We start from the raw sequence: 25975 nt of genomic DNA on the forward strand, positions 1-25975 counted from the left end.
CGTCCGGTCACGTACCGTCGAACGGTATGGCGATACTGGTACTCGGGCCGGTGTTGCGGCATGTGGACGCGACATCGGCGACGGTCTGGGTGGAGACCGACACCTCCTGCGAAGTGGAGGTGCTCGGCTGCCGGGCCCGCACCTTCCAGGTGGGGGAACTGCACTTCGCGCTGGTCGTGGTCGACGGGCTGGAAACGGGGGCGTCGATCCCCTACGAGGTGCGACTCGACGGCGAAAAAGTGTGGCCGGACGCCGAATCGGAGTTTCCGCCCTGCCGGATACGCACCCAGGGCGTGCAGCGGCTCATCTTCGGATCGTGCCGGGCGGCCAAGGCCACGCCCGGCGTGCTGGAGGCCGACCGGGTCGGGCCCGACGCATTGGACGCCTACGCGCTGCGCATGAGCAAGCTGCCCGAGGGTGAATGGCCGGATTCGCTACTACTGCTCGGCGATCAGGTGTACGCGGATCAGCCGACACCGCACCTACGAGAATGGCTGGCGCAGCGACGATCCGGCGAGGAGCCCGAGGACGAGGTGGTGTCGTTCCGGGAGTACGCGGAGCTGTATCACGAATCCTGGTCGGATCCGGAGATCCGCTGGCTCATGTCGACCGTGCCGACCTCCATGATCTTCGACGACCACGATGTGCGCGACGACTGGAACACCTCGCGCACCTGGCGGGCACAGATGGCGCGGAAGCCGTGGTGGCGCAGCCGAATTCGGGCCGGGCTCGCCTCGTACTGGGTGTACCAGCATCTCGGGAACCTGGATCCGGCCGAGCTGGAACGCAATTCGCTGTACCGGGAGGTCGTCAAGGCCGAGCGCGACGTCCAGGATCTCCTGGAAGACTTCGCCGAGCAGGCCGATCACGAAGTCGATGGGCGCAAACCCACGCGCTGGAGCTATCGCCGCGATTTCGGCCGAATTCGCTTGCTGGTCATCGACACTCGCAGTGGCCGGATTCTGGACGGCGAGCGTCTCATGGTCGGCCGGCACGAATTCGACTGGATCGAGGAGAACGCCGCCGGCGAGTGCGATCATCTGCTGATCGGCTCCTCACTCCCGTGGCTCATGCCGCACGCGGTCAGCCACCTGCAGTCGCTCAACGAGCGGGCCGCGTCCCTGCCCGGATGGCGCGGGCGAATGGGTGAAAGGCTCAGGCAGCGCGCCGATCTGGAGCACTGGCCGGCCTTCCGCGCATCCTTCGAGCGGCTCGCGCAGCTGATCCACCGTGTCGCCACCGGACCGTCCGCACCGGCCACCGTGTGCGTGCTGTCCGGCGATGTGCACCACAGTTACGCCGCCCGTGCGACGTACGCGCGGCCCACGACATCCCGTGTCCTGCAGCTGGTGTGCTCACCCGTGCACAATGATCCGCCCAAGGTGTTCCGGCTGTTGTTCAAGGCGGCCTGGTCCACGCCCCTGGCCTCGGCGTTGCGCCGGCTGGCCGACAGACGCGGTATCGCACCCGATCCGGTCGGCTGGCATCGCGTGAGCGGGCCGCACTTCGGCAACTCCATCGCGACCCTCGATTTCGACGGGCGCGCATGCCGTTTCCGGCTGGAGACGGCGCTGCCGGAGCGCGGCCTGATCCAGGTCACCGAGCTCGATCTCACGAAAGCCTAGACGCCGCTCAAAGATTTCCCGCCGCCCTCCAGGTCGGTCAGCAGCACGCGCACCAGCCGGTCCAGCTGCTTGCGGTCCTGGGCGGACAGCGCGGAGAGCAGCTGGGTCTCATTCTCGGTGTGCTCGGTGACCACCACGTCGATCAGCTGCAACCCGCGATCGGTGAGACCGACCTTCACCGCCCGCCGGTCCCCCGCGTCCGCGACCCGGCGCACCAGTCCCGCCGATTCGAGCCGGTCCAGCCGCCCGGTCATGCCGGCGCGCGAGAGCATGAGCGTATCGGCCATGACCGAGGGGTTCAGCTCGTACGGCTCGCCCGAACGACGAAGTGAGGCAAGCACATCGAACTCGCCGCGCTGTAGTCCGTGGGCGGCAAACACCGCTTCGATGCGCTTGCCCGCCACCATCGACAGCCGTCCCAGCCGGCCGATGATGGCCATGGCCTCCAGGTCCAGATCCGGTCGTTCCCGGCGCCACTGTGCGGCGATGGCGTCCACCGCGTCCGTGTTCGTCTCACCCATGGACAGCATCTTATTCGATGGCTTATAGTTCGGTAGCGAATTATCAAGCAACAAACAGTTCGGAGCCCATCATGAACACCCCTTCCCGGCCCGTCGCCATCCGCCAGCCGCACGAGGCCGAGACCCTGGGCACCGACGCCGTCACCGTCCGGCTGCTCATCGATTCGAATGAGGCGGGCGGTGCGGCCAGCACCCTCGAGGTGAGCATGAAGCAGGGTGCGGACGGCGCCGCGCCACACTTCCACACCAAGTCCGACGAGCTGTTCTACGTCGCCGAGGGCGAATTGCAGGTGCTGGCCGGGGATCGGATCGTCACCGTGGGCGCGGGTGGATCGATCATCGTCCCGAAGCTCATGCCGCACGCGTTCGGCGCGACTCCGGACAGCTCGGCGCGCATCATGATCGCGCTCATGCCGGGCGTGGAGCGGTTCGAATACTTCCGGCTGCTGGATCGCATCGGCCGGGGCGAGGCCACGCTCGCCGATCTCGCGGCCTCCCAGGAGGAGTTCGATAATCACTTCGTGGACGCCCCGCAGTGGTGGCAGGAGCGGACGGCGAACCGCCGCTGAGGGATTCGACACTGGTCAGGCCATCGCCACACTGCCTATATTGTCTGAGACAGAATGCGATATGGCGAATGAGGACCGATGAGCACTCCCCCAACCAGCGCCGATTCCACCCTCACCATCGAACTGGCGGGATCCAGCGTCATGACCCGGATCCTGTACGCGGCCCTGCGGCCCACGGTCGCGCCGGTGCTCGGCGCGCTCGCGACGGCGGCCATGAGATTGCCGTTCCGGTCGCGAAATGTGTTCGCGGTCAGCAGTTTCACCGATGCTCCCGCCGCGATTCTGCTGCCGCCGCGCGGCACCCGGCGAAAGCTGGTGAAGTTCAAGGACTTCCGCGCCGAATGGGTGTGGCCCGAGGACATCGCGAGTCCACTCGGCGCGCCGGATTCGGCGATCCTCTACTTTCACGGCGGTGTCTACGCCGCGGGCGGACTCAACTCGCATCGGCGTCTCGTCGCGAAAATCGCTCGAGCGAGCGGGATTCCGGTCTTCAATGTGGACTACCGGATGATGCCCGCGCATCTCACCGACACGATCGAGGATGCCGTGGCCGCCTACCGGCATCTGCTGGATCGCGGCATCCCCGCCCACCGCATCATCGTTTCCGGTGATTCGGCGGGCGGCGGTCTGGCCTTCCTGCTCGCCCTGCACGCGCGCGACCTCGGCCTGCCGATGCCCGGCGGACTCTCGGTCATCGCGCCCTGGTCGAATATGGACAACACCGCCAAGGAGAAGCATCCCAACGCGTCGCTGGATCAGGCGCTGCCCGGCCATATCTGGCGGGTATTCGTCGAGTGGGGTATCGCCGTGGACGGCATGGTGGATCCGGCCTGGTCGGCGGTGAATCACGACTTCCACGGGCTGCCGCCCGCCCTCATTCAAGTCGGCTCGACCGAGAGCCTGCGGCCCGATTCCGAGGAGCTCGCGCAGCGCTGCGCCGACGCCGGGATCCCCTGCCGGTTGCAGCTGTGGGATCGGGCACTGCACGTCTTCCAGGCCGGGTCGGATCTGCTGCCCGACGCACGGCTGGCCATCCGCGACATGGGTGCGTTCAACCGCGCGATCCTGGCACGTTCCGCCGCGCGCTGAACGGCTCGGCGCCTGTTCAGGGGGCATGCGCCGCCGGTGCGCCAACCTTGCGCAATATGCGCGTGAATGCCCCCGGCGGCAATAGCCAAGCAATCGCCGAATGTGCCGGAGACCACGGTGAATATCGGAATACCGGCCGGTAGGGAATGGTTGGCGCAGACATGGTTTTCTCTGTCCCGATCACCGTCCGCGGCTACGAGCTCGATATAAACGGCCACCTGAACCAGGCCGTCTACCACCAGTACGCCGAGCACGCCCGCTGGGAGCTCATGCGCGCGGCCGGCGTCCCGGGCGAGAAGATGATCGCCTCCGGCATCGGCCCGGTGGTGCTGGAGTCCAACATCAAGTACTTCCGCGAGTTGCATCTCGGTGACGAAGTAACGGTGAGCTGCACGTTCGAGTGGACGGGCCGGAAGGTGTTCACCATGCACCAGGAGATCGTCAAACTGGACGGCACCGTATCTGCGCAGGTGACAGTGGTCGCCGGCGTCATGGATCTGAAGGCCCGCAAGCTCGTTTCCGATCCGCGCGAGCGCTTCCTCGCCCTCGCCGAGTCTCCCGAGGTGCTCGGTCTGTAACCGATCCGGTAACGGAGCGAAAAACTTTCGGCCGTAGCGTATTACGCCGTCCCGGCAGCGTTTGCCGGGACGGCTGAAATCTTTCGATGCGAGCCGAACACGTAGCGCCAGGGGATATGATTCAGATCACGCTCGGCCCCGCAGCAAATCCCGAGCAGATCGGAGTTCAGCAATGACCGGCGCCCTCCATCCCTCCGCGTCCGCGACCGTGGGTTCCACCGCGCCACCGCTATCCGGCTATCTCGTGGCCGCCACCGACCGGCATATCAGCGTGCGCGTCGCCGACGGCACCTGGACCTTCCGCCGGGCCGACGTCCTCTCCCTCACCGACTGGGAATCTGCGGCGGCGCAAGGTATCTGCGAGGAGCGGCCGGTGCTGGTGCGAGTGCGCAGTGGCACGGTCGCCGATTTCACCCAGCGCAGGCGTGTCGAACTCGTCGATCGCCCCCTGACCCTCCCGCAGGACCACACCCCCGCCCGCGGTGACGACGAACTGCAGCGGCTCACCGAAATCTGGGCGCGCACGCTGGAACTCACCACCCGGCCCGGCGTCGGCGGCGCCACCATGACGTGCTGTCAGACCCGCTCGCACAATGGCAGCGACGACGGCGCGGCCTGCGACAGCCTGGACTGACGGATTCGCGGATGAACTCCCGCACAACGGGTTCGGTGCTCATCGTCACCGAGGCCGACGACCTGCACGGCGACGCTCTCGCTGTCACGCTGCGCAAGCTGTACGCGCTCAGCGCGATTCGGCTCGACATGCGCGACTTTCCGCGGGAGAACGGCACTTTCCGCCTCGCCCGCGAAGGCACCAGCCGCAGCCTGTCCCATGTGCTCGGCCTCGACGACGTCACCTCGGTGTGGTGGCGCAGACCGCAGCCCTGCGACGTGCCCAGCAGCCTGCACGCCGAGGACGACGCCTATCGGCGCGCCGAATGCGATGGCTTCCTGCAGGGCCTGCTGTGGTCCATGCCCGCGCTGTGGGTGAACGATCCCGGCGCCGACCGCACCGCGAATCGCAAGATCGTGCAATTGGAAACGGCCTATCGCGCCGGTTTCGCCGTCCCGGAAACGCTCATCACCAACGATGCCGAGGAGGCGCACGCCTTCATCGACTCCCGGCCCGGCCCGGTCATCTACAAGCGCACCGGCACCGGGCGCGGCGCCTTCACCGAGACCCGCGTGGTGACGGCGGCCGATCGCGGGCGCATGCCGACGATCCGCAACTCCCCCACCACGTTTCAGGACTACATCCACGCCGAATGCGATCTGCGGGTGGTGTGGGTGGACGGCATCGAGTGGGTGGTGCGCATCGACTCGCAAGCCGGTGTGGGACGGGTGGATTCACGCCTGGACACCTCGGTCGCGTTCACCGCGGACCGCCTGCCCGCCTCGGTCAGCAAGTCGCTGACCACGCTGATGGGCGCGCTGGGACTGGCTTTCGGCGTGATCGACCTGCGCGTGGGCCTGGACGGCGAGTTCTGGTTCCTGGAAGTGAACCCGCAGGGCCAGTTCGCCTACCTCGAAATCAAAACGGGCCTGCCGATTTTCGAGAGCCTGGCCAACCTGCTCGTACTCGGCGACGGCACCGTCACCCGCTAGGCGGGCGCGCGAAACCCCCGATTGTCCAGCAGCTTTCGCCATGCCTGCCGCATAACGTCTTCCGCCACTCCACGGTTGCAGGGTGTAGCCCCGGAACCCGAGCAACCCCTGGGGGTTCGGGGGCACCAATCCCTGCGCGTGCTGTGAGTGCGGAAAACGCTACTTGGCAGCGGCTTTCGCCGACTTTCGCCGGTTCGCACCACCCCGGCTGCGGAGTTGCACATGCGACTCCACCAGCACGTTGTGGATGAATCCATACGATCTCCCGGTCTCCCGGGCCAAAGACCGGATGCTGGCTCCGGCCTCGTACTGCTTCTTGAGCTGGGATTGCAGGCGGTCTCGCGACTTTCCGGTGACGCGCGTGCCCTTCCCCAATACGGCTTTACCCTGTGCGGGTCTGTCACTCATGACTTCCTCCGAGTCGCCGTGGGCGCCTCATTCCAGGCTAAACACTCGGAGGCATGTGATCAATGAATCATTGTGATTAGCATCACGCGAGTTGGATCAGCTCCAGGTATTCCTGCGACCAGTGGTCCTCGGTGCCGTCCGGAAGCATGATGACGCGCTCGGGGTTGAGGGCCTCGGCCGCACCGGGATCGTGGGTCACGAGTACCACCGCGCCCGCGTAACTGCGCAGCGCGTCGAGCACCTGTTCACGGGAGACGGGGTCGAGGTTGTTCGTAGGTTCGTCCAGCAGAAGGACATTCGCGGCGGAGGAGACCAGACCGGCCAACGCGAGACGGGTCTTCTCACCGCCGGAGAGGGTGCCGGCGGGCTGTTCCAGCTGCGGGCCGGAGAACATGAACGCACCGAGCAGTCCGCGCAGATCCTGTTCTCCCGCATCGGGAGCCGCGTGCCGGATGTTCTCCCACACCGTCGCCTGATCGTCGAGCGTGTCGTGCTCCTGCGCGAAATAGCCCACCTTCAAACCATGTCCGGGTTCGATGGCGCCCGCGGAGAGCTGTTCGACGCCGGCGAGCAGACGCAGCAGCGTGGTCTTGCCCGCGCCGTTGAGGCCGAGCACCACGACGCGGCTGCCGCGATCGATGGCCAGATCCACGCCCGCGAAGATCTCCAGCGAGCCGTACATCTTGGTGAGGTTCTTGGCCATGAGCGGCGTCTTGCCGCAGGCCGCGGGCTCGGGGAACTTGATGCGCGCCACCTTGTCGGCCACGCGGATGTCGTCGGCCTCGGCCAGCATGCGCTCGGCGCGCTTCATCATGTTCTGTGCGGCAACGGCTTTGGTGGCCTTCGCGCCGAGCTTGGCGGCCTGCTGCTTGAGCGCCGACGCCTTCTTCTCGGCATTGGCGCGTTCGCGGCGGCGGCGCTGCTCGTCGGTGGCGCGCGCGTCGAGGTACTTCTTCCAGCCCATGTTGTAGATGTCGGCCTCGCCGCGCACGGCGTCGAGGAACCACACCTTGTTCACCACATCGCCGAGCAGTTCCACATCGTGGGAGATGACGATGAGCCCGCCCTCGTGGTTCTGCAGGAAGCCGCGCAGCCAGTTGATGGAGTCGGCGTCGAGGTGGTTGGTCGGCTCGTCGAGCAGCAGCGTGGTGTCGGACTTGCCGCCGCTGCCGTCGGAGGCGGCGAAAAGGATGCGCGCCAACTCGATTCGACGACGCTGACCACCCGAAAGCGTGCGCAGCTGCTGCCCCAGCACCCGATCGGGCAGCCCGAGGCTGTTGCAGATCCGCGCGGCCTCACTCTCGGCCACATACCCGCCCAGCGCCGAGAACCGATCCTCCAGCCGCCCATACGCGCGAACGGCTTTCTCCCGCTCGGCATCATCGGCGACCTCGGCCATGATGGCCTGCTGCTTCTCCATGTCGCGCAGCAGCTTGTCCAGCCCGCGCGCCGACAGCACCCGGTCCCGCCCGAGCACATCGAGGTTGCCTTCCCGCGGATCCTGCGGCAAATACCCCAATTCCCCCGACCGGATGACCTTGCCCGCGTAAGGTTCTCCCTCACCGGCAAGAATCCGCAACGTCGTGGTCTTCCCCGCACCGTTGCGCCCGACCAGCCCGATCCGATCACCGGCCTGCACACGCAGCGCCGACCCGGGCGCCGTCAGCAGGGTGCGGACTCCGGCCCGGACCTCCAGGTCGGTCGCGGTGATCACAAGCGTCTCCTCATTGCAGCAGTGGGTACCGATGGTCAACCGATAGATTGTGTGCCCGCTCGGCGCACAAGAACCACCGATTTTATCTCAGCCCCGGAAAGCCCAAAGGTCCGGATACTCGATCCTCGTAGCGCCGCACAGCGTCCCCGATTTCGGGGTACCAGGACAGGAGTTCGCCGCGGATGCCGTCGGTGCCGAGGAGGCTGAGGGTCCCGACTGTGGTGCCCGCCTTGCGGGCCAGGGGGATCAGCGCGGGCGGGAGGGTCATCTGACGGAAGACGTTGGAGAGGCTGATCGCCGCGATGTCGGTCACCTGGTCGCGGAGCCAGTCGGTGGACATGTGGAAGTCGTCGCGCAAGACGACCTGGATGAAGGGCGTGGCTATGCGGAGGAGTTCTTCGGCGTCGAAAGCTGTTCCGGGGTGGACGAATCCGTGGGCGCGGAGGGCGTCTTCCAGGTCGGCCGGGGTGCCGTTCAACAGGGCCTCGGCGATGTCGGCAACCGTGGCGCGGAAGTCCGGCGGGTAGCCGCCCACTGCGCCGAAGTCGACGACGCCGAGGCGGCCGTCGGGCAGCAGGAGGAAGTTGCCGGGGTGCACGTCGCTGTAGAGGATGCCGCCGCGGTCGGCGACGGTCTCGAGGAACCGGAAGACGGTCAGTCCCGCGCGGCCGCGTTCCTCGGCGGTGCCGGTCGCGACGACGCGGGTCAGGGCGGCGCCATCGAGCCAGTCGCTGATCAGGACTTCATCGGCGACCATCACGACATCGGGGACCAGGAATTCCGGGTCGTCGCGCAGCAGATCGGCGCAGCGCTGCTGGTTCGCGGCTTCCAGCCGGTAGTCGAGTTCGCCGTCGACCACGGCGCACACCATCTCGATGACCGCGCACACATCCGCGCCCGGCATGACCGCGCCGATCAATCCGGACATACTGCGCAGCTGCCGGAGGTCCGAGGCCACCGCCTCCCGAGCACCCGGGTACATGATCTTGACCGCAACGTCGCGGCCGTCGTGCCACACCGCCCGGTGCACCTGCCCCAGCGAGGCCGCCGCGGCGGCCCGATCGGTGAACTCCCGGAACTGGTTTCGCCACGACGGCCCGAGATTGCGCGCCATCACCTGCTCGACGAGTGCCGGCATCATGGGTGGCGCGGAATCCTGCAGTCTGCTCAGGGTCTCGCCCGCGATCTCCCCGAACGCCGCGGGCGCGAGCGGGACCGCGGAGCGGAAGACGGCCGCCATCTGACCGAGCTTGGCCAGACAGCCCTTGAGATCACCCAGCACTTCTACGAGGTGCTCGGCGGTGCGCAGCTGGATATCGCGGTCGATCTCGGCCGCCGGCTTGCCCAGCAATCGTTTGCCGTAGCCTGCCGCCCGGCGCCCGGCATACGCGACCGGCACCGCGGCCAACCGCAGATCGCGACTCAACCGGCTCGTCTGCGGCACGGCCTCTTGCACCCGGGCACGTCCGGGAAAGGGGATCACGCGCCCCGGCGCTTCGCTGCCCAACCAGCCTTTCACCCGCATCACCCACCCTCCGCCTGTTGTCGCAGTCTGTCACACCGTCCGATTCCATGATCATCGAGAGTGTTCGCCGTCGGTCACAGCGGACCAGGCGGGCCGGACCTTCCACCGATCTCGTTGTCAACCAACGGAATTCGGGATCGCCAGCTGGTTCTCCAACCGGTAGATGCGCAGATCCGCCGGAACGCCCCGCAGCGAGGCTGGGTGATAGCTGCTGAGGCGGCATCCGAGCTCGCCCAGGGTCGCGGCACGCAGCGTGTCCAAGGTGGCACCCGAGATCATGGTGTTGCCGTTGCCGCCGCTCTCCATCACGCGCGCGGCCACATTGACGTCGATTCCGAGCCAGTCGCCGCCGATAGCGCGCGGGCTGCCGGTGTGCAGGCCGATCCGCATCCGCGGGCGGTAACCCGCGAGGTCGATCGAGCCGAGATTGCGGGCGCCCGCCACCGCCGCGCGCACCCCGCCGTCGCCGGACGGGAACACGGCCATGATCCCGTCGCCCATGCGCTTCACCACCCGGCCGCCGCACTCCGCGATGGGCGGTTCGATGGCTGCGGCAACCCGGCGAAGCAGCAGCAGGGTGATCTCGTCACCGACGGTGAGTGACCAGTGCGAGAAGGCGACCAGGTCGGTGAACATGATGGTCACCTCCCGCGCTGCGTCATGATTGCGGCCCACACGCTGCGTGAGCGCCTGCCAGACCTGCAGCGCGCCCAGACCCAATTCCTTTGCGGCGCTGGGTGAATCACCACTCAACCGATCCGCCACGCGGGCCACCGCGCGCACGCCGCCCGGACCGGACACCGACAGCGGATCCCCGAAGGCAGGATCGCCCGGCAGATTCTCCCGCGCCCTGCGGATGGCGTTGACGAGGTCACGGCGACGGCCATCCGGCATCAGCGCCGACAGTTGGCCCGGACGCCTGCCCCGCCAGAATTCGGATCGATCTTCGACTGCCACCCTCGACACCTCCGCAGCGGAGTGAGCGGCCACGTCATTGAGTCCGCAGATTTCGAAGTGCTGTGCTCCCGCGATGCTACCGAGCGGCCGCAGACAACAGCCAGCAAACTTTCCGCTCGAGCGACGCACGTCACAGCGTTGTAGAGATACAGCTATCCCGCCTCGATCAGCCCCACGCGCCGATCCATACTGTGTGGATCGGCGCGTGGGCGGGCCATCGCCGCGGCTACAGCGGGGTCTTGCTGCGCCCGCGCGCGAGCGCGCCGAGCACCGCGGTCGCGAGGGCGCCGACGACTCCGCCGCCCGCCACCTGGCCGATGATCTGCCCCAGGTCGAGACCGCTACCGGTCAACGCCTGGATGATCGCACCGGTGATGCCACCGCCGACGGCGCCCACCGCGGTATTTCCCGCTGTCCCGAAGCCGGTCTTCGCGCCGGCGAGGTTTCCGCCGAGCAGACCGCCCAGCAATCCGAGCAACCACTCCATGACACTCTCCTGACTCTCGATTGGTGTTGGAACTCCGTGTGACGCGACTACGGGTCGCTCTTGTCCACGACACTGCGCTGATTGATACCGATGGCATTGTTCTCGTAGAAGACATCGATACCCCCCGCATCACGGGTCAGGTACAGCGGATCTGCTTCCGGCACAACCGTTTCAGGTAACGCGTGCCGAGGACGCGCGGGCTCCTGGGCGGAGCCCTTCAGCACCTGACGCCCGGTGGGATTCGGCTGCGGCTTCCCGGCCGGCGGCGCACCGGTGAAGCGTGACAGGCTCCTGGTCTGCGGGGTCTCGTATTCCCGGGGCAGTTCCCGCGGATGGGTTCCCCTCGGCTTGGGTGCGGGCACCGAAGTGTTCACCGATGGAACAGGTCGGGGAACCTCGGTGCGCATGGCCGGCTTCGGTGTGGCCGGACCGCTCATCGCGATCGAGGTGATCCCGTCGCCGCGGCGGGGACCGAACAAGCGCAGCAGCGAGGCCGCCGCGGCGGTGGCTGCCAGGCCGATCGGAATGCCCCACCACCGATTGATTCCGCCGCCGGTATTCACCTGAGGTACCGCGATATTCGGCTTCGGCACGCTGACCGACGGGAAGCCCGGCCCGCCGTTTCCTTCCGGTTCGAACATGGCGTTTCCTTGGATGGCTTTGAATCCGGGCAATGTGGCGGCCAGCGCGGCCGGGTCGGTGGTGAGACCGCGCTCCTGCGACCAGGAGATCTCGGTGCCGCCGGGACCGCTGAACCGGCCGGCCTCGACGCCGTCACGGGTATCGGTATCGGACGCGGGGTAACCGAACGGACCGGTCACGCCGCCGCTGGCCTTGTAGGCGTCCAGCACCGGACCGCGGACCAGCCACGCCCCGGATGCCGGACTCCAGTAGATGGCCGCGCCGCCGGGCTGCGCGAAATCATTGAATCGGCCGCCCCCGTCGGCGACGCTCTCGTCATTGACGGGGAAGCCCAGCGGCCCCGCCGGTCCGCCCAGGGCGCGATACTTTTCCAGGATGTCGCCGTACATGATCTTCGCGCCGTGGTCCGGCGAGTAGAAGATGGTGCCGCCCTGATAGTTTCGCTCGGCGCCGGTGCCGATATCGCTGGCGGCGGCGAGCGGCGTGCCTAGAAACGAACCGGCGCCGCCGAATTCGGCGTATCGGTGGTCGATTGCCTCGACCGCCCGGGCCGGCGGATCCGCCCAGGCCGGTATTGCGGGGCCACCGAGCAGCCCCAGACCGATGATGCCGAGGAAGGCTCCGGTCGAGACACAGTGCGAGAAGGACTTTCGTTCGAAGGTGTACATCACGCGAACTCCTCTGCAGTCGACGATCGGCCTCAGTGGCGCTGCTGGTCGTGTTGGTGTTCGTGAATGCGCTGATGGCCGGTGAGTTCTTCGCCCGGCAGGACGTCGGAGTCCTTGCCGACGATGTGGTCGATCGGATGCCGGCCGGTGGAGCGTTCGATGAAATCGACGTCCGTGGGCCGAGTTTCGCGCACGACAGCCTTGACGTCCGTCGCGGCGCCGGCGATCTGACGCACGGTGGTGGATACCGTCTCCTCGGTCGTGACGACGCGTTCGACCGGCTTCTCGACGAACTTCTGCACCAGCACCGGCTTTTCGACGACGACCTCGACGATCTTCTCGACTTCCTTGATCACCGGCTTTTCGACGATCTTCTCCACGATCTTCTCGACCGGCTTCTCCACAATGCGCTCGGTCACCATCTCGATTTCGCGTTCGACGGTCTTCTCCACCAGAACCGGTTTCTGGACCATCTTTTCGAGTACCTTCTCGGCCGGTTTCTCCACCAGCTTCTCGATGATCTTCGGCATTTCGACGACGGTCTCGACGATCCTGTCGACCGGGCGCTCGATCTTCTTCTCGGTGATGTTCGGCTTCTCCACCATCACCTCGACGGTCTTGTCGACCGCCCGCTCGACCACCTTTTCGACAATGTTGGGCCTCTCCACCACCTTCTCGACCACCCGGTCCACGACTTTGTCGATGACCTTCTCCACGATGTTCGGCTTCTCGACCACCTTCTCGACGGTCTTGTCCACCGGCCGCTCGATGAGCTTCTCGACCACGTGCGGCTTTTCGACGACCTTCTCGACGGTCTTGTCCACCGGCCGCTCGATCACCTTCTCGACGATGTGCGGCTTCTCGATGACCCGTTCGACGGTCTTGTCGACGCGACGCTCGACGACCTTCTCGATGACATTGGGCGTCTCGATGATCTTCTCCACCACCCGGTCGACCGTCTTCTCGACCGGTTTGACCACGATGTTCTCCACGATCACTTCGCTGGGGATCTGCCGGACCTTGACCACCGGCTTCTCCACCATCACCTCGACGATCTTCTCCACCGGCTTCTCGACCGTCTTGTAGACGATCCGTTCCACCGGCACCTCGATGACCTTCTCGACGATCTTCTCGACCGGCTTCTCGACAATGCGCTCGACGATCTTCTCGACCGGCTTCTCCACCACGCGTTCGACGATCTGCTCAACCGGCACCTCGACCACCTTGTCCACGATCTGGACCTTGGGCTGCTGGATCCGGCGCTCGACGGTGACCGGCTTGTCCACCACGTTGTCGCGGATATTGACGATGATCTTCTCGACCAGCCGCTGCACCTGGGTGGGCTTGTCCTGCACCTTGTCCACCACGGTGACGATCAGGTTCTCGATCATGCGCTGGATCTCGATCGGCTTGTCGTGCACCTTGTCGATGATGTTGACCATCGGGTTCTCGACCAGCCGCTCGATGGTGACTGGCTTGTCGACCACCTTGTCGGTGACCTTGACCGAGGGCTTCTCCACGACTCGTTCCACGGTGACGGGCTTGTCCACCACCTTGTCGGTGACCGTCACCGAGGGCTTCTCCACCACCCGGCTGACGCTGACCGGCTTCTCCCGAACCTCGTCCACCACGGTGACCTTCGGCTTCTCGATGAGCCTGGTCACCTGCGCGGGCTTGTCCACCACCTTGTCGACGGTGTCGACCACCAGCCGCTCCACGATGCGCTCCACGGTTACCGGTTTGTCGACCATCTTTTCGACGGGCCGCTCCACCAGCCGCTGCACGGTGTACGGGCGATCGATAACCTGATCGACAACCTTAAGTGGCTCAGACACTTCATGCGATGATCTGGAGCTCTTCTCGAACCGAGTCATGGCTTCCTCCTGGGATTATCCGAGTTCTGTAACCGCCACCACATTCCTTCATGGCTGTAGCGTCCTATGGGCCAGCAAACTGTCACAGACATTCCAGCGAGCAGTCAACCCCAGGAGAAAAGATCGCGGGCGAATGTTTCACGACGACGCCCGGTCAGGCATTTACACCAGTGGTCATTCGCGAAAATCAGAGATCCGAGAAGGCGGTCCACACCGGCCGAAACTCTGCGCGACGCGCGTTTTCGGTATCAGATCGGTAACCGGGCCGATCGCTGCGGCGTCAGCCGCGGCGATGTCTGAGTCGGCAGCCGATCCCAGGTAGGCGCGATGGCGGCGAGAGGGATGCCGTCACAACCTTCGTGCGCGGCGAGAATCCTTTGGCGCGCCGGCGTATTCGGACATTCCGACGGGCCGTCGGGCTCGGTCTCAATCGAGTCACCCGAGCCCGACGACGAATCAATCGAAGGTGCACCCAGCGACGGGCACCCCATTGAGCCGATCGACCAAGTAGGCGACCGCGCCGTTGGTGCCGAATCCGTCGAGCAGCTCGGGCCCGAAGTGATTGGGGATGGTGGCCCCGGACAGGATCGGCGGTAGCTCGTTGGTACGGAAGGTGACCGCCGCGCCCTGGCCGCACCAGTCGCTGGCCAGCTGCCGGGTCTGGGCATACGGGACGGTGTCGTCATTGATGCCGCTGGTGATCAGAACCGGCGAACCCGGGGTCAGCGAGCCGGTGCGCTGCTGGCGCAGAACGGCGTCCACCTCCGGAATCTCCTTCAGATGATCGGCCAGCGGGCGCTGATCCACCGTGAACGCGGTGGTCCGCAGGAACGGACGCTGCACGATCATGTCCGTGATGCAGCCGGTGGCGAGTTCGTCCAGCAGGGCCCGGCCCGCGGGGGTGACGCGGGAATCGAGTTCCGGCTTCAGGTTCGGGTAGCGGTCGACGAATCCGTTCAGCGCGTAACCGACCGCGCCGCCGATCAGCGATCCTTCGATGCGATCGAGGATCTCGCGCAGATTCGCCGTCGGCGCGCCCGCCCACGTGCCCTTCAGGTTCAGCTCGGGTGCGTAGCTGGGCTGCATCTCCGCGGCCGCGGCGCTCGCCCCGCCGCCCTGCGAGTAGCCCCAGAAGGCCAGCGGCGTGTCGGTTCCGCTGCCGGACAAGATATTCGCGGCGCGCGCGGCGTCGATGACCGCGTGCGCCTCCTCGATGCGATTGGCGTAGGTGTGGATGCCGGGCGTGCCCATGCCGATGTAGTCCGGCACGAACACCCGCGCGCCGAGCGAGTTCCAGGCGAGCGCCGAGAGCGCCTCCTGATTGGCGGACAGCGTGGGCGGCGTGATGGTGGCGTAGATGCCCACGGCGAAGGCGCGCGAGAGCGCGCACTGATCGCCCTGCCCGGTGGTGCCGGGTGCGATGACGACGGTCGGGCGCGGGCCTGTCCCCTGCCACGGCTGGGTGGCGTCGATGAAGGTGCCGGTCACCGCGATCGGGACGTCGTCCTGGGTGCGCGTGGTGTACATGACCAGTTTCGCGGGCAGCGGCCACTTTCCGGTCTCCGACGGCTGTGCCAGATAGACCGGCATGTCGGCGGTCTTGATGACGGCTCCGCGCGCGGTGTCGAATTGTGCGGGCGGAGTGTAGAAGTCGCCGGCCGGGTCGGCGCTGCCCGACCCCGGGGCGACGGCGGTGACCGCCGCCCCCACGCACAGCGCGGCGGCCAGTCCGATCAGATTCCGGAAGGTCTTGCGCCGCTGCGTCTTCGGCGGGGAGTCAGGCAGTTGTCCGAACATCGTCTGCTTTCTCGGTAACCCGGTTACTCGGTAACGGCGTTACTGTAGCGGGGTGGCCAAGGAGACGGAAGAGGCGGTGCGCAGCCGCATCATCGAAGTCGTGATGTCCACCCTCGACTCCGAGGGGTACGACGCCATCCAGCTACGCGAGATCGCCCGCCGCGCAAAGGTTTCCCTGGCGACCATCTACAAGCACTTCCCCACCCGCGATCTGCTGGTGGTCGCGGCGATCGAAGTCTGGATGGCGGCCAACACCTATGCCGAACTCGAGCCGCCCGATCCCCGGGAGCCCCTGTGCGACGGCCTGATTCGCTTGATGCGGCACGTATTCCGGCCGTGGGAACAGCATCCGGCGATGCTCACCGCCTATCATCGGGCGCGCTCGGGCCCGGGCGGGCAGCGCCTGGACAATCAGGGACTCGACGCCGTGGTCCCGGTGGCGGCGCAGGTCGTCGCCGGAGCCGATCCCGCCTACGTCGAGGACATCGCCTCGGTCTTGTCGAACATGGCGTATTCCCTGCTGGGGCAATGCGCCGACGGCACCCGCACGGTCGCCGACATCCTGCCCATCCTCGAACGCGCCGCCGTGCGGCTCACCTCGAACAATGCGGCCGACGCCGCGGCGGTGCTCGCGCATCGGCAGCCGCGCAACGGTCGCGGCGTTCCGGCCATCAGCCCGGATATCGCCGCGCCGTACTATCGCAGGCCCGCCGACTAGGCGAGCGCGAGGTCGAGCTGCCGGTAGATCGGGACGAACGCGTTGATCCGGTAGCGCCGCTTGGTGATCGACCACGGCCGGCCGGCGGCGAGCAGGGCTTCGAGGAATCGGGTCAGCTCGATGTGGGTCAGCGCCGCGCCCGGGCACATGTGCTTGCCGCCGCCGAACCAGAGTTGACGGGTTTCGGGGACGTAGCCGAGGTCCAGGTCGAAGCGGCCGACGGAATTGGCGATGGACCAGGTCATGATCTTGACGCGGTCTCCGGCGCGCAGCTGCCGCCCGGCGAGTTCGACATCGGCGGTGACGCCGCGGCCCACGATCGGCATGGAGCTGGTGACCCGCAACCCTTCTCGGATCGCGTCGGGGATCAATCCCGGATCCGCCAGCAGCCGCTGATGGCTGCCGGTGTCGTGCAGCAGCGCCACCAGTCGGCCCATGGTGCTGGCCAGGGTCACAGTGCCCGCGACGATCAACAGCACGATGACGCCGCGGGTTTCGTCGCGATCGAAGCCGAGTTCACGGCAGCGGCCGATGGCGGTGTCGGGCCCGGCAGTGTCGTACACCCCCGCCACACCGGCGCCGATCCGCGCGGCCAGGGCCCGTCCGCGACGCCGGTTGCGCGGCGGCACAACGGTTGTCGCCCAATTGCCCTTGCCGAGATCGGCCAGCTGCTCGACCGCGTGGAAGAGCTCGAGGCACGGCTCGTCGGAGTCCGGGACGGGCAGGCCCACCTGGTCGATCATGATGCGGGTGGTGAAGATTCGCGAGAAACGCGCGATATCCACCGTGCGCCCGGCGGCCAGGTCCGTGCGCAGTGCACTGAGCATGGGGCCGACCGCGCGTTCGACCAGGGCTTCGGAGCGTTGTCTGGTGAACAGGTCGTTGACCTGGCCGCGGAACTGCGTGTGGTTGGGCCCCTCGAAACGGTCGTAGACGAAATCGCCGAGCATCTGGCCCCACCAGTGCCCGGAGGCGCCGTCGTGGACGATGCTGAAATGGTCGCTGTCGCCGTGGATTTCGCGTGCGAGCCGGGCATCGGGCACGACCCAGCCCAGTCCCGGCAGCTTGCGCAGCGGGCGGGCCAGCAGTGCGGCCGACAGCAGTACGGCCAGGCCGGGTTGTGCGGCGGCGTGGATGGCGAGTTCGTGCCATTCGGCGGCGCGGCGGGTGGTGACGGGCACGGCGGTGGTGGTCATGCGGGGGCTCCCACGGTGTGCGGTTCCACGGTCGCGGCGGCGCGCACCCGCTCGGGCGTGAACTGGTCGAGCACGATGTGCGTGCACAGCACCGACATGGCGGCCCATTCGGCGGCCGCGCCCTCCCAGGTGCCCGCGCCGTCCACCGCGGTGCGCCAGATCTTCTCGGTGGCAACGGGATCGAACAGGCCGTAGCGGCGCACGGCGTCCTGTGACAGGTGATCGCCGGCCAGTTCCGCGCCCGGTCCGCTGAGATACCAGCCGCCGACCGGGGTCATGAACGGCTTCTTGCGGCGGCGCACGATCTGCTTGGGCAGCACGTCGGCGACGGCCCGTTTGAGCACGTACTTCTCGGTGCCCAGGTGCACGAGCATGCCGGGGTCGATTTCGGCGCAGATGTCGATGACGTCCCGATCGAGGAACGGCACCCGCACCTCCACGCTGTGCGCCATGCCGAGCCGGTCGGAGATGGGCAGCACCCAGTGCGGCAGGCGGGTGGAGAACTCGAAGTGCATCTGCCGGTGCAGGGTGGTGTGCCGGGGCGGCGCGGCCAGCGGCGACGGCGCCGGAAGCTGGTCCGTGACAGCGGGTCTCACGGCTTCGTCGAGTGCGCTCCACAGGTAGATCCAGGGCGGCACCTGACCGAAACGGTCGGTGTACTCACCGAATCGCGTTGCCACACAGGAGATGTGGCGATCCAGACCCGAGGGTGCGCCGACCCATTTGGTGGCCTGCTGCCACAGCATGGGTTGCAGGGCGCCGAGTTTCAGCGCGTCGAGCTTGGAGCTGATCTTCATGAGCCGGTAGAAGTCGTAGCCCGCGAGCAGTTCGTCGGAGCCGTCGCCGCTCATGGCCACGGTCAGCCCCTGATCGCGCGCCAGCCGCGTCAGGTCCAGGAACGGGGAGGCGACGCCGCCGTACCAGAACGGGGATTCGAAGTGCCACATGCTCTTCGGCAGCAGTTCGCAGGCGCGGGCGCCGGTCATCTCGGCTTCGTCGTTGCGCACCCCGAGCGACTCGGCCACCAGCCGCGACATGTCGGTCTCGTCGTGGATCTCACCGGTCAGATGCAGGCTGGCGGTGGGCAGCGGCGACGCGCAACGCTTGGCGGCGACCGCGGCGATCGCCGAGGAGTCCAGGCCGCCGCTGAGCGCGACACCGGCGCGGACCTCGTCCGGAACTCGTTTGGCCACAGCGGCGGTGAAGCGCTCGCTGAAGGCCTCGATGGCGGCGCGGCCCTTCAGCAGCGGCTTGTCCGGATCGGGTCGTTCGAACACGGTGAAGTAGCGGCGGGAACGGATCCCGTTCGCGTCGATGGTGGCGATGGTGCCGGGCTGCAGGTCGCGCACATCGCGCCAGAACGTGTGCGGCGCAATGGTATGCCCGTAGAACAGGCAATCGGCCATGCCCTGCCGGTCGATCTCGATGTCGTAGTGCCCCGAGGCCATGATGCCCTTGATCTCGGAGGCGAACACCACCCGGCTGCCGCTGTGGTAGTAGAACAGCGGCTTCACCCCGACGCGGTCGCGGGTCAGGATCAGGCGCTGATTCCGGTTGTCCCACACCGCGATCGCGAAGTCGCCGTCGAGGTGTTCGACGAAGCGGTCGCCGTATTCCTCGTAGAGATGCGGAATGACTTCGGCGTCGCTGCCGCTGCGCAGGCGGTGACCTTTGTCCTCGAGCAGGCGGCGCAGCCGGCGATGGTTGTAGATCTCGCCGTTGAACACCACCCGGATGGTGTCGTCCTCATTGCCGGTGGGCTGGCGGCCGTGCGCCACGTCCACGATCGCCAGGCGCTGGAATCCGAACGCCACGTGCCGGTCGGCCCAGATACCGAAGTCGTCGGGGCCTCGATGTCGCAGTATCGCGTTCATCGCATGGATCCGCTGGGATTCGACCGCCTCGGCGAAATCGACGATCCCGCTGATACCACACATATACTGCCCCTTCGATATCGACGCCCCGGTGGTTCACCACGAATAATGCTCGGCCGCAACGTCTTCCGGCGCGATCGGGACGGATACAGCGGGAGCCTAGTGGCACCCGCCCGCAGCGCGCAGGCGGAGGGCGAACTCTGTCACCGGAGACAGCAGGATGCCACCCGATCTTGTCTCGTGCGCCAAAGCCCACCCCTGGCAAACCAATCAGTCTGTGTCAGGGCTCACATTTCGGGGTATCGCCCCCGGTGAGAGCGGGCACGCCGGCGAGCGGCCGCACCCGCGTCTGTTTGACCGACCGTAAGCCTGGGTAACGGTTTCTTTCGTGCGAAGTCCACGACGTTCCGGCGTCGTGGCAACTGATCGAGGTCCGCGTACGCGGGCCGGGAAAGGGCAAGCACGATGACGAATCCGACGACCGCGGAGTTTCCGCTCCGCCGATCCGTCGCCGCCTCGGCGATGGGGAACGCGACCGAATGGTTCGACTACGGCGTCTACGCGGCGACGGCCACCTACCTGACGGCCGCGTTCTTCCCGGGCGAACTGGGCACGCTGGGCACCATGCTCGGCTTCGCGGTGTCGTTCGTGCTGCGGCCACTGGGCGGCATGGTGTGGGGACCGCTCGGCGACCGGGTCGGCCGCAAAGCCGTGCTGGCGACCACGATTCTGCTCATGGCGGTCGCGACCGGGGCCATCGGCATCCTGCCCACGCACGCGTCCGCGGGCTGGCTCGCGCCGGTGCTGCTCATTCTGCTGCGGGTCGTGCAGGGCTTTTCCACCGGCGGTGAATACGGCGGCGCGGCCACCTATCTCGCCGAGTGCGCCGGGGACCGCAAACGCGGATTCCTGGGCAGCTTCCTGGAATTCGGCACGCTCGCGGGGTTCGTGGGCGGTTCCGCGGTGGTGCTGGCCTGTCAGCTCGCGATCGGCTCGGACGCCATGTACGAGTGGGGCTGGCGGATTCCGTTCCTGCTCGCGCTGCCGCTCGGATTGATCGGCTGGTATCTGCGCAATCGGCTCGACGAATCCCCGGTCTTCGACGAGATCGCCGACAAGGACACTCCCCCGGGCGGTTTGCGGGTCGTGCTCACCACCTACCGGCGCGAGACGCTGACCCTGGTGGGCCTGGTGATCGCGCTCAATGTCGTGAACTACACGCTGCTCACCTACCAGCCGACCTATCTGCAGCACACCATCGGAATGGGCGAATCCGCCACCACCGCAATGATGTTGATCGGGCAGGTGGTCATGATGGTGTCGCTGCCGTTCTTCGGGCGGCTGTCGGATCGGGTCGGGCGGCGGCCCCTGTGGTTCGTGTCGCTGATCGGGCTGACCGTGCTCGCCATCCCGATGTATCAGCTCATGGGGCAGGGAACCGCCTGGGCCATCATCGGATTCGTGGTGCTCGGGCTGCTGTATGTGCCGCAGCTGTCCACCATCAGCTCCACCTTTCCGGCGATCTTTCCCACCCATGTGCGGTACGCGGGCTTCGCCTTCGGCTACAACGTGTCCACGGCCGCCTTCGGCGGCACCGCCCCGCTGATCAACGAAGCGGTGATCGAAGGGACCGGGTGGAGCCTGTTCCCGGCCGTGTACATGGTCGGGGCGTCGCTCATCGGCCTGGTCGCCTGCGTGTTCCTGCGCGAAACCGCGGGAACATCGTTGCGCGGCACGGAGATTCCCCAGGCCGACCCGGTCGACGCGGCTCCGGCGGTGCAGGGCGCGCTACGGTGAGCTTGCGGGGCGCAGGACACAGCGCGTGCCCGTGTAGATGGTCGGCATGCACTTGTTGCAGTGCACGCACGCCGACTGGGTAGTTGGCTCGGATTGCAACCGCTGCAACAGTTTCGGCTCACGCAGCAGCGCACGGCCCATGGCGACGAACTCGAAACCCTCCGCTCTGGCGCGGTGCATGGTGTCGAGATTGGTGATGCCGCCCAACAGGATCAGCGGCATGGACAGCTCTCGCCGGAACTGGCGGGCCCGCTCGAGCAGGTAGGCCTCCTGGTACGGGTATTCCTTCAGGAAGGCCCGGCCGACCACCTTGAAACCCAGACGGGCCGGAGTCGGAAGAACTTTCGCGAATTCCCGGCGCGGGGCGTCGCCGTGGAACAGCAGCATGGGGTTGAGCAGTGAACTGCCCGCGGTCAATTCGAGGGCGTCGAGCGCGCCGTCGGCTTCCAGCCAGGCGGCCACCTGGAGGGAGTCCTCGAGGGTGAGCCCACCGCGGACGCCGTCCTCCATATTCAGTTTCGCCGTCACCGCGAGCCGGTCGCCCACGGCTTCGCGGACCGCGCGGGCGATTTCGCGGGCCAGGCGGGCGCGGGCGGTCAGGGTGCCGCCGTAGCTGTCGCGCCGCCGGTTCAGCAGCGGGCTCAAGAACGAGCTCGCCAGGTAGTTGTGCCCGAAATGGATTTCCACCGCGTCGAATCCGGCCTGCACGGCAAGGGTCGCGGCATTCGCGTGGGCGCGGATCAGGTCCCGGATCTCGGCCACATCGGGGACTTTCATCGGGGCCATGCCCAGCGGGCTGAACATGCGGCTCGGCGCCAGCGCGGGCAGGCGGTTCGAGGCCGCATTGGCCACCGGCCCGGCATGACCGATCTGCGCGGAAACCGCTGCGCCCTCAGCGTGTACGGCGTCGGTCAGCCGCCGCAGGCCGGGCAGCGCTTCCGCGCGCATCCACAGCTGATGGCGATCGGTGCGCCCGCCCGGCGCGACCGCGCAGTAGGCGACGGTCGTCATGCCGATCCCGCCCGCCGCCACCTCGCGATGGAAATCGATGAGTTCGTCGGTCACCAGTGCGTCCGGTGTCCGGCCTTCGAAGGTCGCGGCTTTGATCACCCTGTTGCGCAAGGTGATCGGGCCCAGGGTCGCGGGTGCGAACACGTCGTTCATCGCGCGCCTCCCGCCGGTGCGGTCAAACCGGCGACCACGAAATCGCGCAGGACCGCCACCGCTTCGGTGGACAGTTCCCGGTCCCCGGTCCGAGCGCCGAACTGCATGATGATCAGCTCGAATGCCAGCATCCAGCGCCGGCGGCTCTCGGACGCACTCAGATCCGGCAGCAGACCGGTCCACGAATCCATCGAGAACCAGCGGCCTTTCCACGCCATCGGCTGTTGCACCAGCACGACCTGGGCGAGCAAGCGCAGGTGCAGCCGGCCGACCGGGTCGGCATCCAGTTCGCGGAAGGGTGCGAGCACCGCGTCGACGACCGCCGCGATCGATGCGGGCGCGGCGGTGACCTCCGCGAGCCGGTCCGCCCACAGCGGGCCCAGTCGGTCCTCGACCAGGGCCGCCACCACCGCTTCCTTCGAGCCGAAGTGATAGTGGACCGCGGCCGGATTCACCCCCGCCGCAACGCAAATGGCGCGCACCGACACCGCCTCGTAGCGCTCGGTGAGCAGCAGCCGCTCGGCCGCCGCGAGCAGCCGTTCCCTCGTGCCCGCCGCTGCGGCGGTAACTCTCTCAACCACCCCGCCAGTGAAACACGTTTCAACAACCGTTTCAATCATTGATTGAATCGATGTGTGAAGCTGACCGCTCAATCGCAGGAGAACCTCAGATCAGCCGCGCGAAACCGTCAGCTCAGCTGTGCCACAGCGGCATCCAGCTCGTGCAACCGCCGTACCGCCCCCGGCAGCGCGTCCGGCCAGCCCGGACCGGCCGCGAACACCTCGGCCCGCGCATCCAGCCCCACCTCGATCGCCGACAGATTCGCGGTGTCCGGGCTGTGCGCCCACAGCACCACGATCACCGCACGCTCCGGCCGGCCCAGCGCCTCGCGCAGCGCGGCGACGGGCAGATCGGGTCCCAGCATGTGGGCTGGGCGGCCCGTTTCGGCCAGCGCCGCGCGCAGCACCTCCAGGGGCAGGCTGTGCTGTTCCTTCGGCGTACAGGCCAGCAACAGCAGGGGCGCGCCGGAGGGTCCCGGAGGCGGCGCCCCCCGGTACAGCGCGCCGATAATGCTCCAGGACAACAGATGTTCGACATCGACGCAGCCCTCGCCGCCACCCTGGCGTCGCACGATCTCGGCAAATGCGGGGCGGCACAACCCTTCCCACGTCGCGAGCACGCCGTAGCGCCGCAACTGCGCGTCGAGCAGCCGCGCGCAATCCGAGGCATCGAGACGGAAGGCGGCGTTCAACAGCGGCGCCACCGTATCGGCCGGAGCCGGTACGGAATCCGGCGTCACCGCGATCCGCGCCGCCGCGGCCGGACTCGTCCCGGTGCGCACCAACTCCAGCATGCGCTGCGCCGCAACGATATCCGCCTCGCTGTAGAGCCGGTGCCGCCCGGGGCTGCGCTGCTGCGGGCCGATCCCGTACCGCTGATTCCAGCTGCGCAGGGTCGCCACCGGTATCCCGAGCCGTTCCGCGACGACCCGCACCGGATAGGCACGATGATCGGCGGCGGGCATGCGACGGGCCTCCTCGCTCGGCGGTGCGGTCCCGCCGACCGGTCGGGCGGCGGTTGCCCGTCAGGTTAACCGCGCACCCGCCGCTTTCCGCGTACGGCTCCCACCACGGCCCGGCGCGTCAGCGCGAACACCCGCGCCGCCCGCGAGATCCCGGGGCCCGGCCGATGCCCGATCCGTCGGCACCCGGCAGTACGCGAGATCCTGCCCGCGTCCCTCGCGGGTACGCCATTGTCGCCGAGATACCCGGCGAACCTGCTGCGGCGCAGCGCATTACATCCCGTTGCACTCGATGATCGGGGGCGGGTAGTCCGCGGCGGCGAGGCCGGCGCGCCAGGGTCGGTGGACGGCCGGGCCGGGGAGCTCGGCCAGTTCCGGGATCCAGCGGCGCACATAGGCGCCCTGCGGGTCGTAGCGGTCGGCTTGGCGGAGCGGGTTGAGCACACGGTTGGGGCGGGTGTCGGTGCCGGTGCCGGCGGCCCACTGCCAGTTCATGCGATTGTTGGCGAGATCGGCGTCGACGAGCCACCGTTCGAAGTGCGCCGCGCCGATGCGCCAGTCCAGGCCGAGGGATTTGGTGAAGAAGCTCGCGGCGATCAGGCGGGCGCGGCCGGGCATCCAGCCCTCGGCGAGGAGTTGACGCATGGCGGCATCGATCACGGGGTAGCCGGTGCGGCCGGTTTCCCAGGCGGCGACCGCTTGGGGGTCGTGGCGGCGCACGGGTCGGGGACGGTAGTCGCGCCAGGCGGTTTCCGGTGTGGCCGACAGGATTTGGTGATGGAAATCGCGCCAGGCGAGCTGCCGGGCGAAGGCGTGCCCGCCCGGGGTGGACAGGTCGGTGCGGTGCACCACCTCGACCGGGGACAGGCAGCCGAAATGCAGGTGCGGCGAGAGCCGGGAGGTCGGCGCGGCGGCCAGGTCGTCACTGTCGGTGTGATAGCGCTCGACCGGCCCGGACAGCCACTCGCGCAAGAGTTTCCGTCCGGTGGTCTCGCCGCCGACCGCCAGCGTCGGCGAGCCGGGGTCGCCGCACAGGTCCGCGGCGGCGGGCAGGGTGTCGCTCTCGATTCGCGGGAGCCGCAGCCGGGCCGGTCGCCGCAGCGGCGTACGCAGTGGCATGTCCAGCCAGCGGTTGAAATACGGTGTGAAGACCGCGAAGTGTTCGCGTCCGGTGGCCGGGCGCAGGGCGGCCGGATCGACGACGGTTATGGAGCCCGCATGGGCGTGGACCCGGCATCCGGTGTGCGCCAGGCGTTCCCGGAGCGCACGCTCGCGCTCGCGGCTGTAGCGGCTGACGTCTGCGGCCAGATGCACACTGTCCGCGCCGGTTTCGGCCACCACCCGCGCGACGCTGTCGGCAACCGCTCCGCGACGCACCACCAGTCGTCCTCCGAGCGCCCGCAATTCGCTGTCGAGTTCGGCGAGGGCGGCGGTGAGGAAGCGGATTCGATTGGCCGCGCCGGGTTTCCGGCCGAGGATGCCGTCGTCGAGAACGAACAGTGGCACCACCTCCGTCCCGGCCCGCACCGCGGCCGCCAGGACCGGATTGTCCCGGGTCCGCAGATCACGCGTGAACAGCGCGACGGCAACGCTCACCCCTGCTCCTTCCGATCCCCTGTCCGATATCCGTTCCGGCCGGGCGGCA

Annotated in this window: 23 protein-coding genes; 8 read left to right on the forward strand and 15 right to left on the reverse strand. The window is 67.6% G+C overall.

All coding sequences use genetic code 11. The annotated features are described in order from the left end of the window. Positions 1–26 precede the first annotated feature (26 nt). Positions 27–1625: an alkaline phosphatase D family protein gene (locus H0264_RS25540; protein WP_181579890.1), complete on the forward strand. Its 1599-nt coding sequence runs from the start codon at positions 27–29 to the stop codon at positions 1623–1625. On the opposite strand, the gene H0264_RS25545 is transcribed toward H0264_RS25540, so the two are convergent. Continuing rightward, on the reverse strand, positions 1622–2146 hold the full coding sequence (locus tag H0264_RS25545) for a MarR family winged helix-turn-helix transcriptional regulator (RefSeq protein ID WP_181579891.1): 525 nt from the start codon (positions 2144–2146) through the stop codon (positions 1622–1624). The genes H0264_RS25540 and H0264_RS25545 overlap by 4 nt on opposite strands. Before the next feature lie 71 nt (positions 2147–2217). Between H0264_RS25545 and H0264_RS25550 the strand changes: the two genes are divergently transcribed. The 5 genes from H0264_RS25550 to H0264_RS25570 all read left to right on the forward strand — a co-directional run bounded on the left by H0264_RS25550 (position 2218) and on the right by H0264_RS25570 (position 5987). After that, positions 2218–2715 carry a cupin domain-containing protein gene (locus H0264_RS25550; protein WP_181579892.1) on the forward strand — a complete coding sequence of 166 codons (498 nt, stop codon included), beginning with the start codon at positions 2218–2220 and terminating at the stop codon, positions 2713–2715. Between the two features lie 78 nt (positions 2716–2793). Next, a complete protein-coding gene (locus tag H0264_RS25555; protein WP_181579893.1) occupies positions 2794–3804 on the forward strand; it encodes an alpha/beta hydrolase in 1011 nt (336 codons plus the stop codon). Between the two features lie 161 nt (positions 3805–3965). Continuing rightward, positions 3966–4382, forward strand: coding sequence for an acyl-CoA thioesterase (locus H0264_RS25560; protein WP_181579894.1), 417 nt, complete (start codon positions 3966–3968; stop codon positions 4380–4382). 172 nt (positions 4383–4554) lie between these two features. Then, positions 4555–5016 carry a hypothetical protein gene (locus H0264_RS25565; RefSeq protein WP_181579895.1) on the forward strand — a complete coding sequence of 154 codons (462 nt, stop codon included), beginning with the start codon at positions 4555–4557 and terminating at the stop codon, positions 5014–5016. Positions 5017–5027: 11 nt separating this feature from the next. Beyond that, on the forward strand, positions 5028–5987 hold the full coding sequence (locus H0264_RS25570; RefSeq protein ID WP_181579896.1) for an MvdC/MvdD family ATP grasp protein: 960 nt from the start codon (positions 5028–5030) through the stop codon (positions 5985–5987). Positions 5988–6146: 159 nt separating this feature from the next. Here H0264_RS25570 and H0264_RS25575 read toward each other — a convergent pair whose 3' ends face one another. The 8 genes from H0264_RS25575 to H0264_RS25610 form a co-directional block, all read right to left on the reverse strand. Further along, positions 6147–6395 carry a helix-turn-helix domain-containing protein gene (locus tag H0264_RS25575; RefSeq protein WP_181579897.1) on the reverse strand — a complete coding sequence of 83 codons (249 nt, stop codon included), beginning with the start codon at positions 6393–6395 and terminating at the stop codon, positions 6147–6149. Positions 6396–6477: 82 nt separating this feature from the next. Beyond that, on the reverse strand, positions 6478–8109 hold the full coding sequence (locus tag H0264_RS25580; RefSeq protein WP_181585830.1) for an ABC-F family ATP-binding cassette domain-containing protein: 1632 nt from the start codon (positions 8107–8109) through the stop codon (positions 6478–6480). 82 nt (positions 8110–8191) lie between these two features. Further along, positions 8192–9634 (reverse strand): ABC1 kinase family protein, encoded by a 1443-nt coding sequence (locus H0264_RS25585; RefSeq protein WP_244976287.1) that lies wholly within the window; start codon positions 9632–9634, stop codon positions 8192–8194. Between the two features lie 117 nt (positions 9635–9751). Continuing rightward, positions 9752–10591, reverse strand: coding sequence for an adenylate/guanylate cyclase domain-containing protein (locus H0264_RS25590; protein ID WP_338040094.1), 840 nt, complete (start codon positions 10589–10591; stop codon positions 9752–9754). Positions 10592–10817: 226 nt separating this feature from the next. Continuing rightward, a complete protein-coding gene (locus H0264_RS25595; protein WP_181579899.1) occupies positions 10818–11078 on the reverse strand; it encodes a hypothetical protein in 261 nt (86 codons plus the stop codon). Positions 11079–11125: 47 nt separating this feature from the next. Further along, positions 11126–12388, reverse strand: a complete 1263-nt coding sequence (locus tag H0264_RS25600; RefSeq protein WP_231087358.1) for an LGFP repeat-containing protein — start codon at positions 12386–12388, stop codon at positions 11126–11128. Positions 12389–12420: 32 nt separating this feature from the next. After that, a complete protein-coding gene (locus tag H0264_RS25605) occupies positions 12421–14223 on the reverse strand; it encodes a hypothetical protein (RefSeq protein ID WP_231085291.1) in 1803 nt (600 codons plus the stop codon). Positions 14224–14718: 495 nt separating this feature from the next. Continuing rightward, complete coding sequence (locus H0264_RS25610) at positions 14719–16059, reverse strand: lipase family protein (RefSeq protein ID WP_181579902.1); 1341 nt, start codon at positions 16057–16059, stop codon at positions 14719–14721. A gap of 52 nt (positions 16060–16111) precedes the next feature. Between H0264_RS25610 and H0264_RS25615 the strand changes: the two genes are divergently transcribed. Continuing rightward, complete coding sequence (locus H0264_RS25615) at positions 16112–16777, forward strand: TetR/AcrR family transcriptional regulator (protein ID WP_231085289.1); 666 nt, start codon at positions 16112–16114, stop codon at positions 16775–16777. Here the strand turns inward: H0264_RS25615 and H0264_RS25620 are convergent. Both H0264_RS25620 and asnB read right to left on the reverse strand, forming a co-directional pair. Then, positions 16774–17973, reverse strand: a complete 1200-nt coding sequence (locus H0264_RS25620; RefSeq protein ID WP_181579903.1) for a cytochrome P450 — start codon at positions 17971–17973, stop codon at positions 16774–16776. The two genes, H0264_RS25615 and H0264_RS25620, sit on opposite strands and share 4 nt — an antisense overlap. Then, on the reverse strand, positions 17970–19910 hold the full coding sequence (asnB, locus tag H0264_RS25625; protein ID WP_181579904.1) for an asparagine synthase (glutamine-hydrolyzing): 1941 nt from the start codon (positions 19908–19910) through the stop codon (positions 17970–17972). The genes H0264_RS25620 and asnB overlap by 4 nt, the downstream gene beginning before the upstream one ends. 402 nt (positions 19911–20312) lie before the next feature. On the opposite strand from asnB, the gene H0264_RS25630 reads away from it, so the two are divergent. Continuing rightward, a complete protein-coding gene (locus tag H0264_RS25630; RefSeq protein WP_244975944.1) occupies positions 20313–21644 on the forward strand; it encodes an MFS transporter in 1332 nt (443 codons plus the stop codon). Here the strand turns inward: H0264_RS25630 and H0264_RS25635 are convergent. The 4 genes from H0264_RS25635 to H0264_RS25650 form a co-directional block, all read right to left on the reverse strand. Next, complete coding sequence (locus tag H0264_RS25635; protein WP_181579905.1) at positions 21636–22808, reverse strand: NADH:flavin oxidoreductase; 1173 nt, start codon at positions 22806–22808, stop codon at positions 21636–21638. The genes H0264_RS25630 and H0264_RS25635 overlap by 9 nt on opposite strands. Beyond that, positions 22805–23389 carry a TetR/AcrR family transcriptional regulator gene (locus tag H0264_RS25640; RefSeq protein ID WP_244975945.1) on the reverse strand — a complete coding sequence of 195 codons (585 nt, stop codon included), beginning with the start codon at positions 23387–23389 and terminating at the stop codon, positions 22805–22807. The genes H0264_RS25635 and H0264_RS25640 overlap by 4 nt, the downstream gene beginning before the upstream one ends. A gap of 107 nt (positions 23390–23496) precedes the next feature. Next, a complete protein-coding gene (locus H0264_RS25645) occupies positions 23497–24333 on the reverse strand; it encodes a MerR family transcriptional regulator (RefSeq protein WP_181579907.1) in 837 nt (278 codons plus the stop codon). A gap of 270 nt (positions 24334–24603) precedes the next feature. Then, positions 24604–25926, reverse strand: a complete 1323-nt coding sequence (locus H0264_RS25650) for a cryptochrome/photolyase family protein (protein ID WP_181579908.1) — start codon at positions 25924–25926, stop codon at positions 24604–24606. Positions 25927–25975 lie beyond the last annotated feature (49 nt).

The sequence above is a fragment of the Nocardia huaxiensis genome (assembly GCF_013744875.1).
In the GTDB taxonomy this organism is placed as follows: Bacteria; Actinomycetota; Actinomycetes; order Mycobacteriales; family Mycobacteriaceae; genus Nocardia; species Nocardia huaxiensis.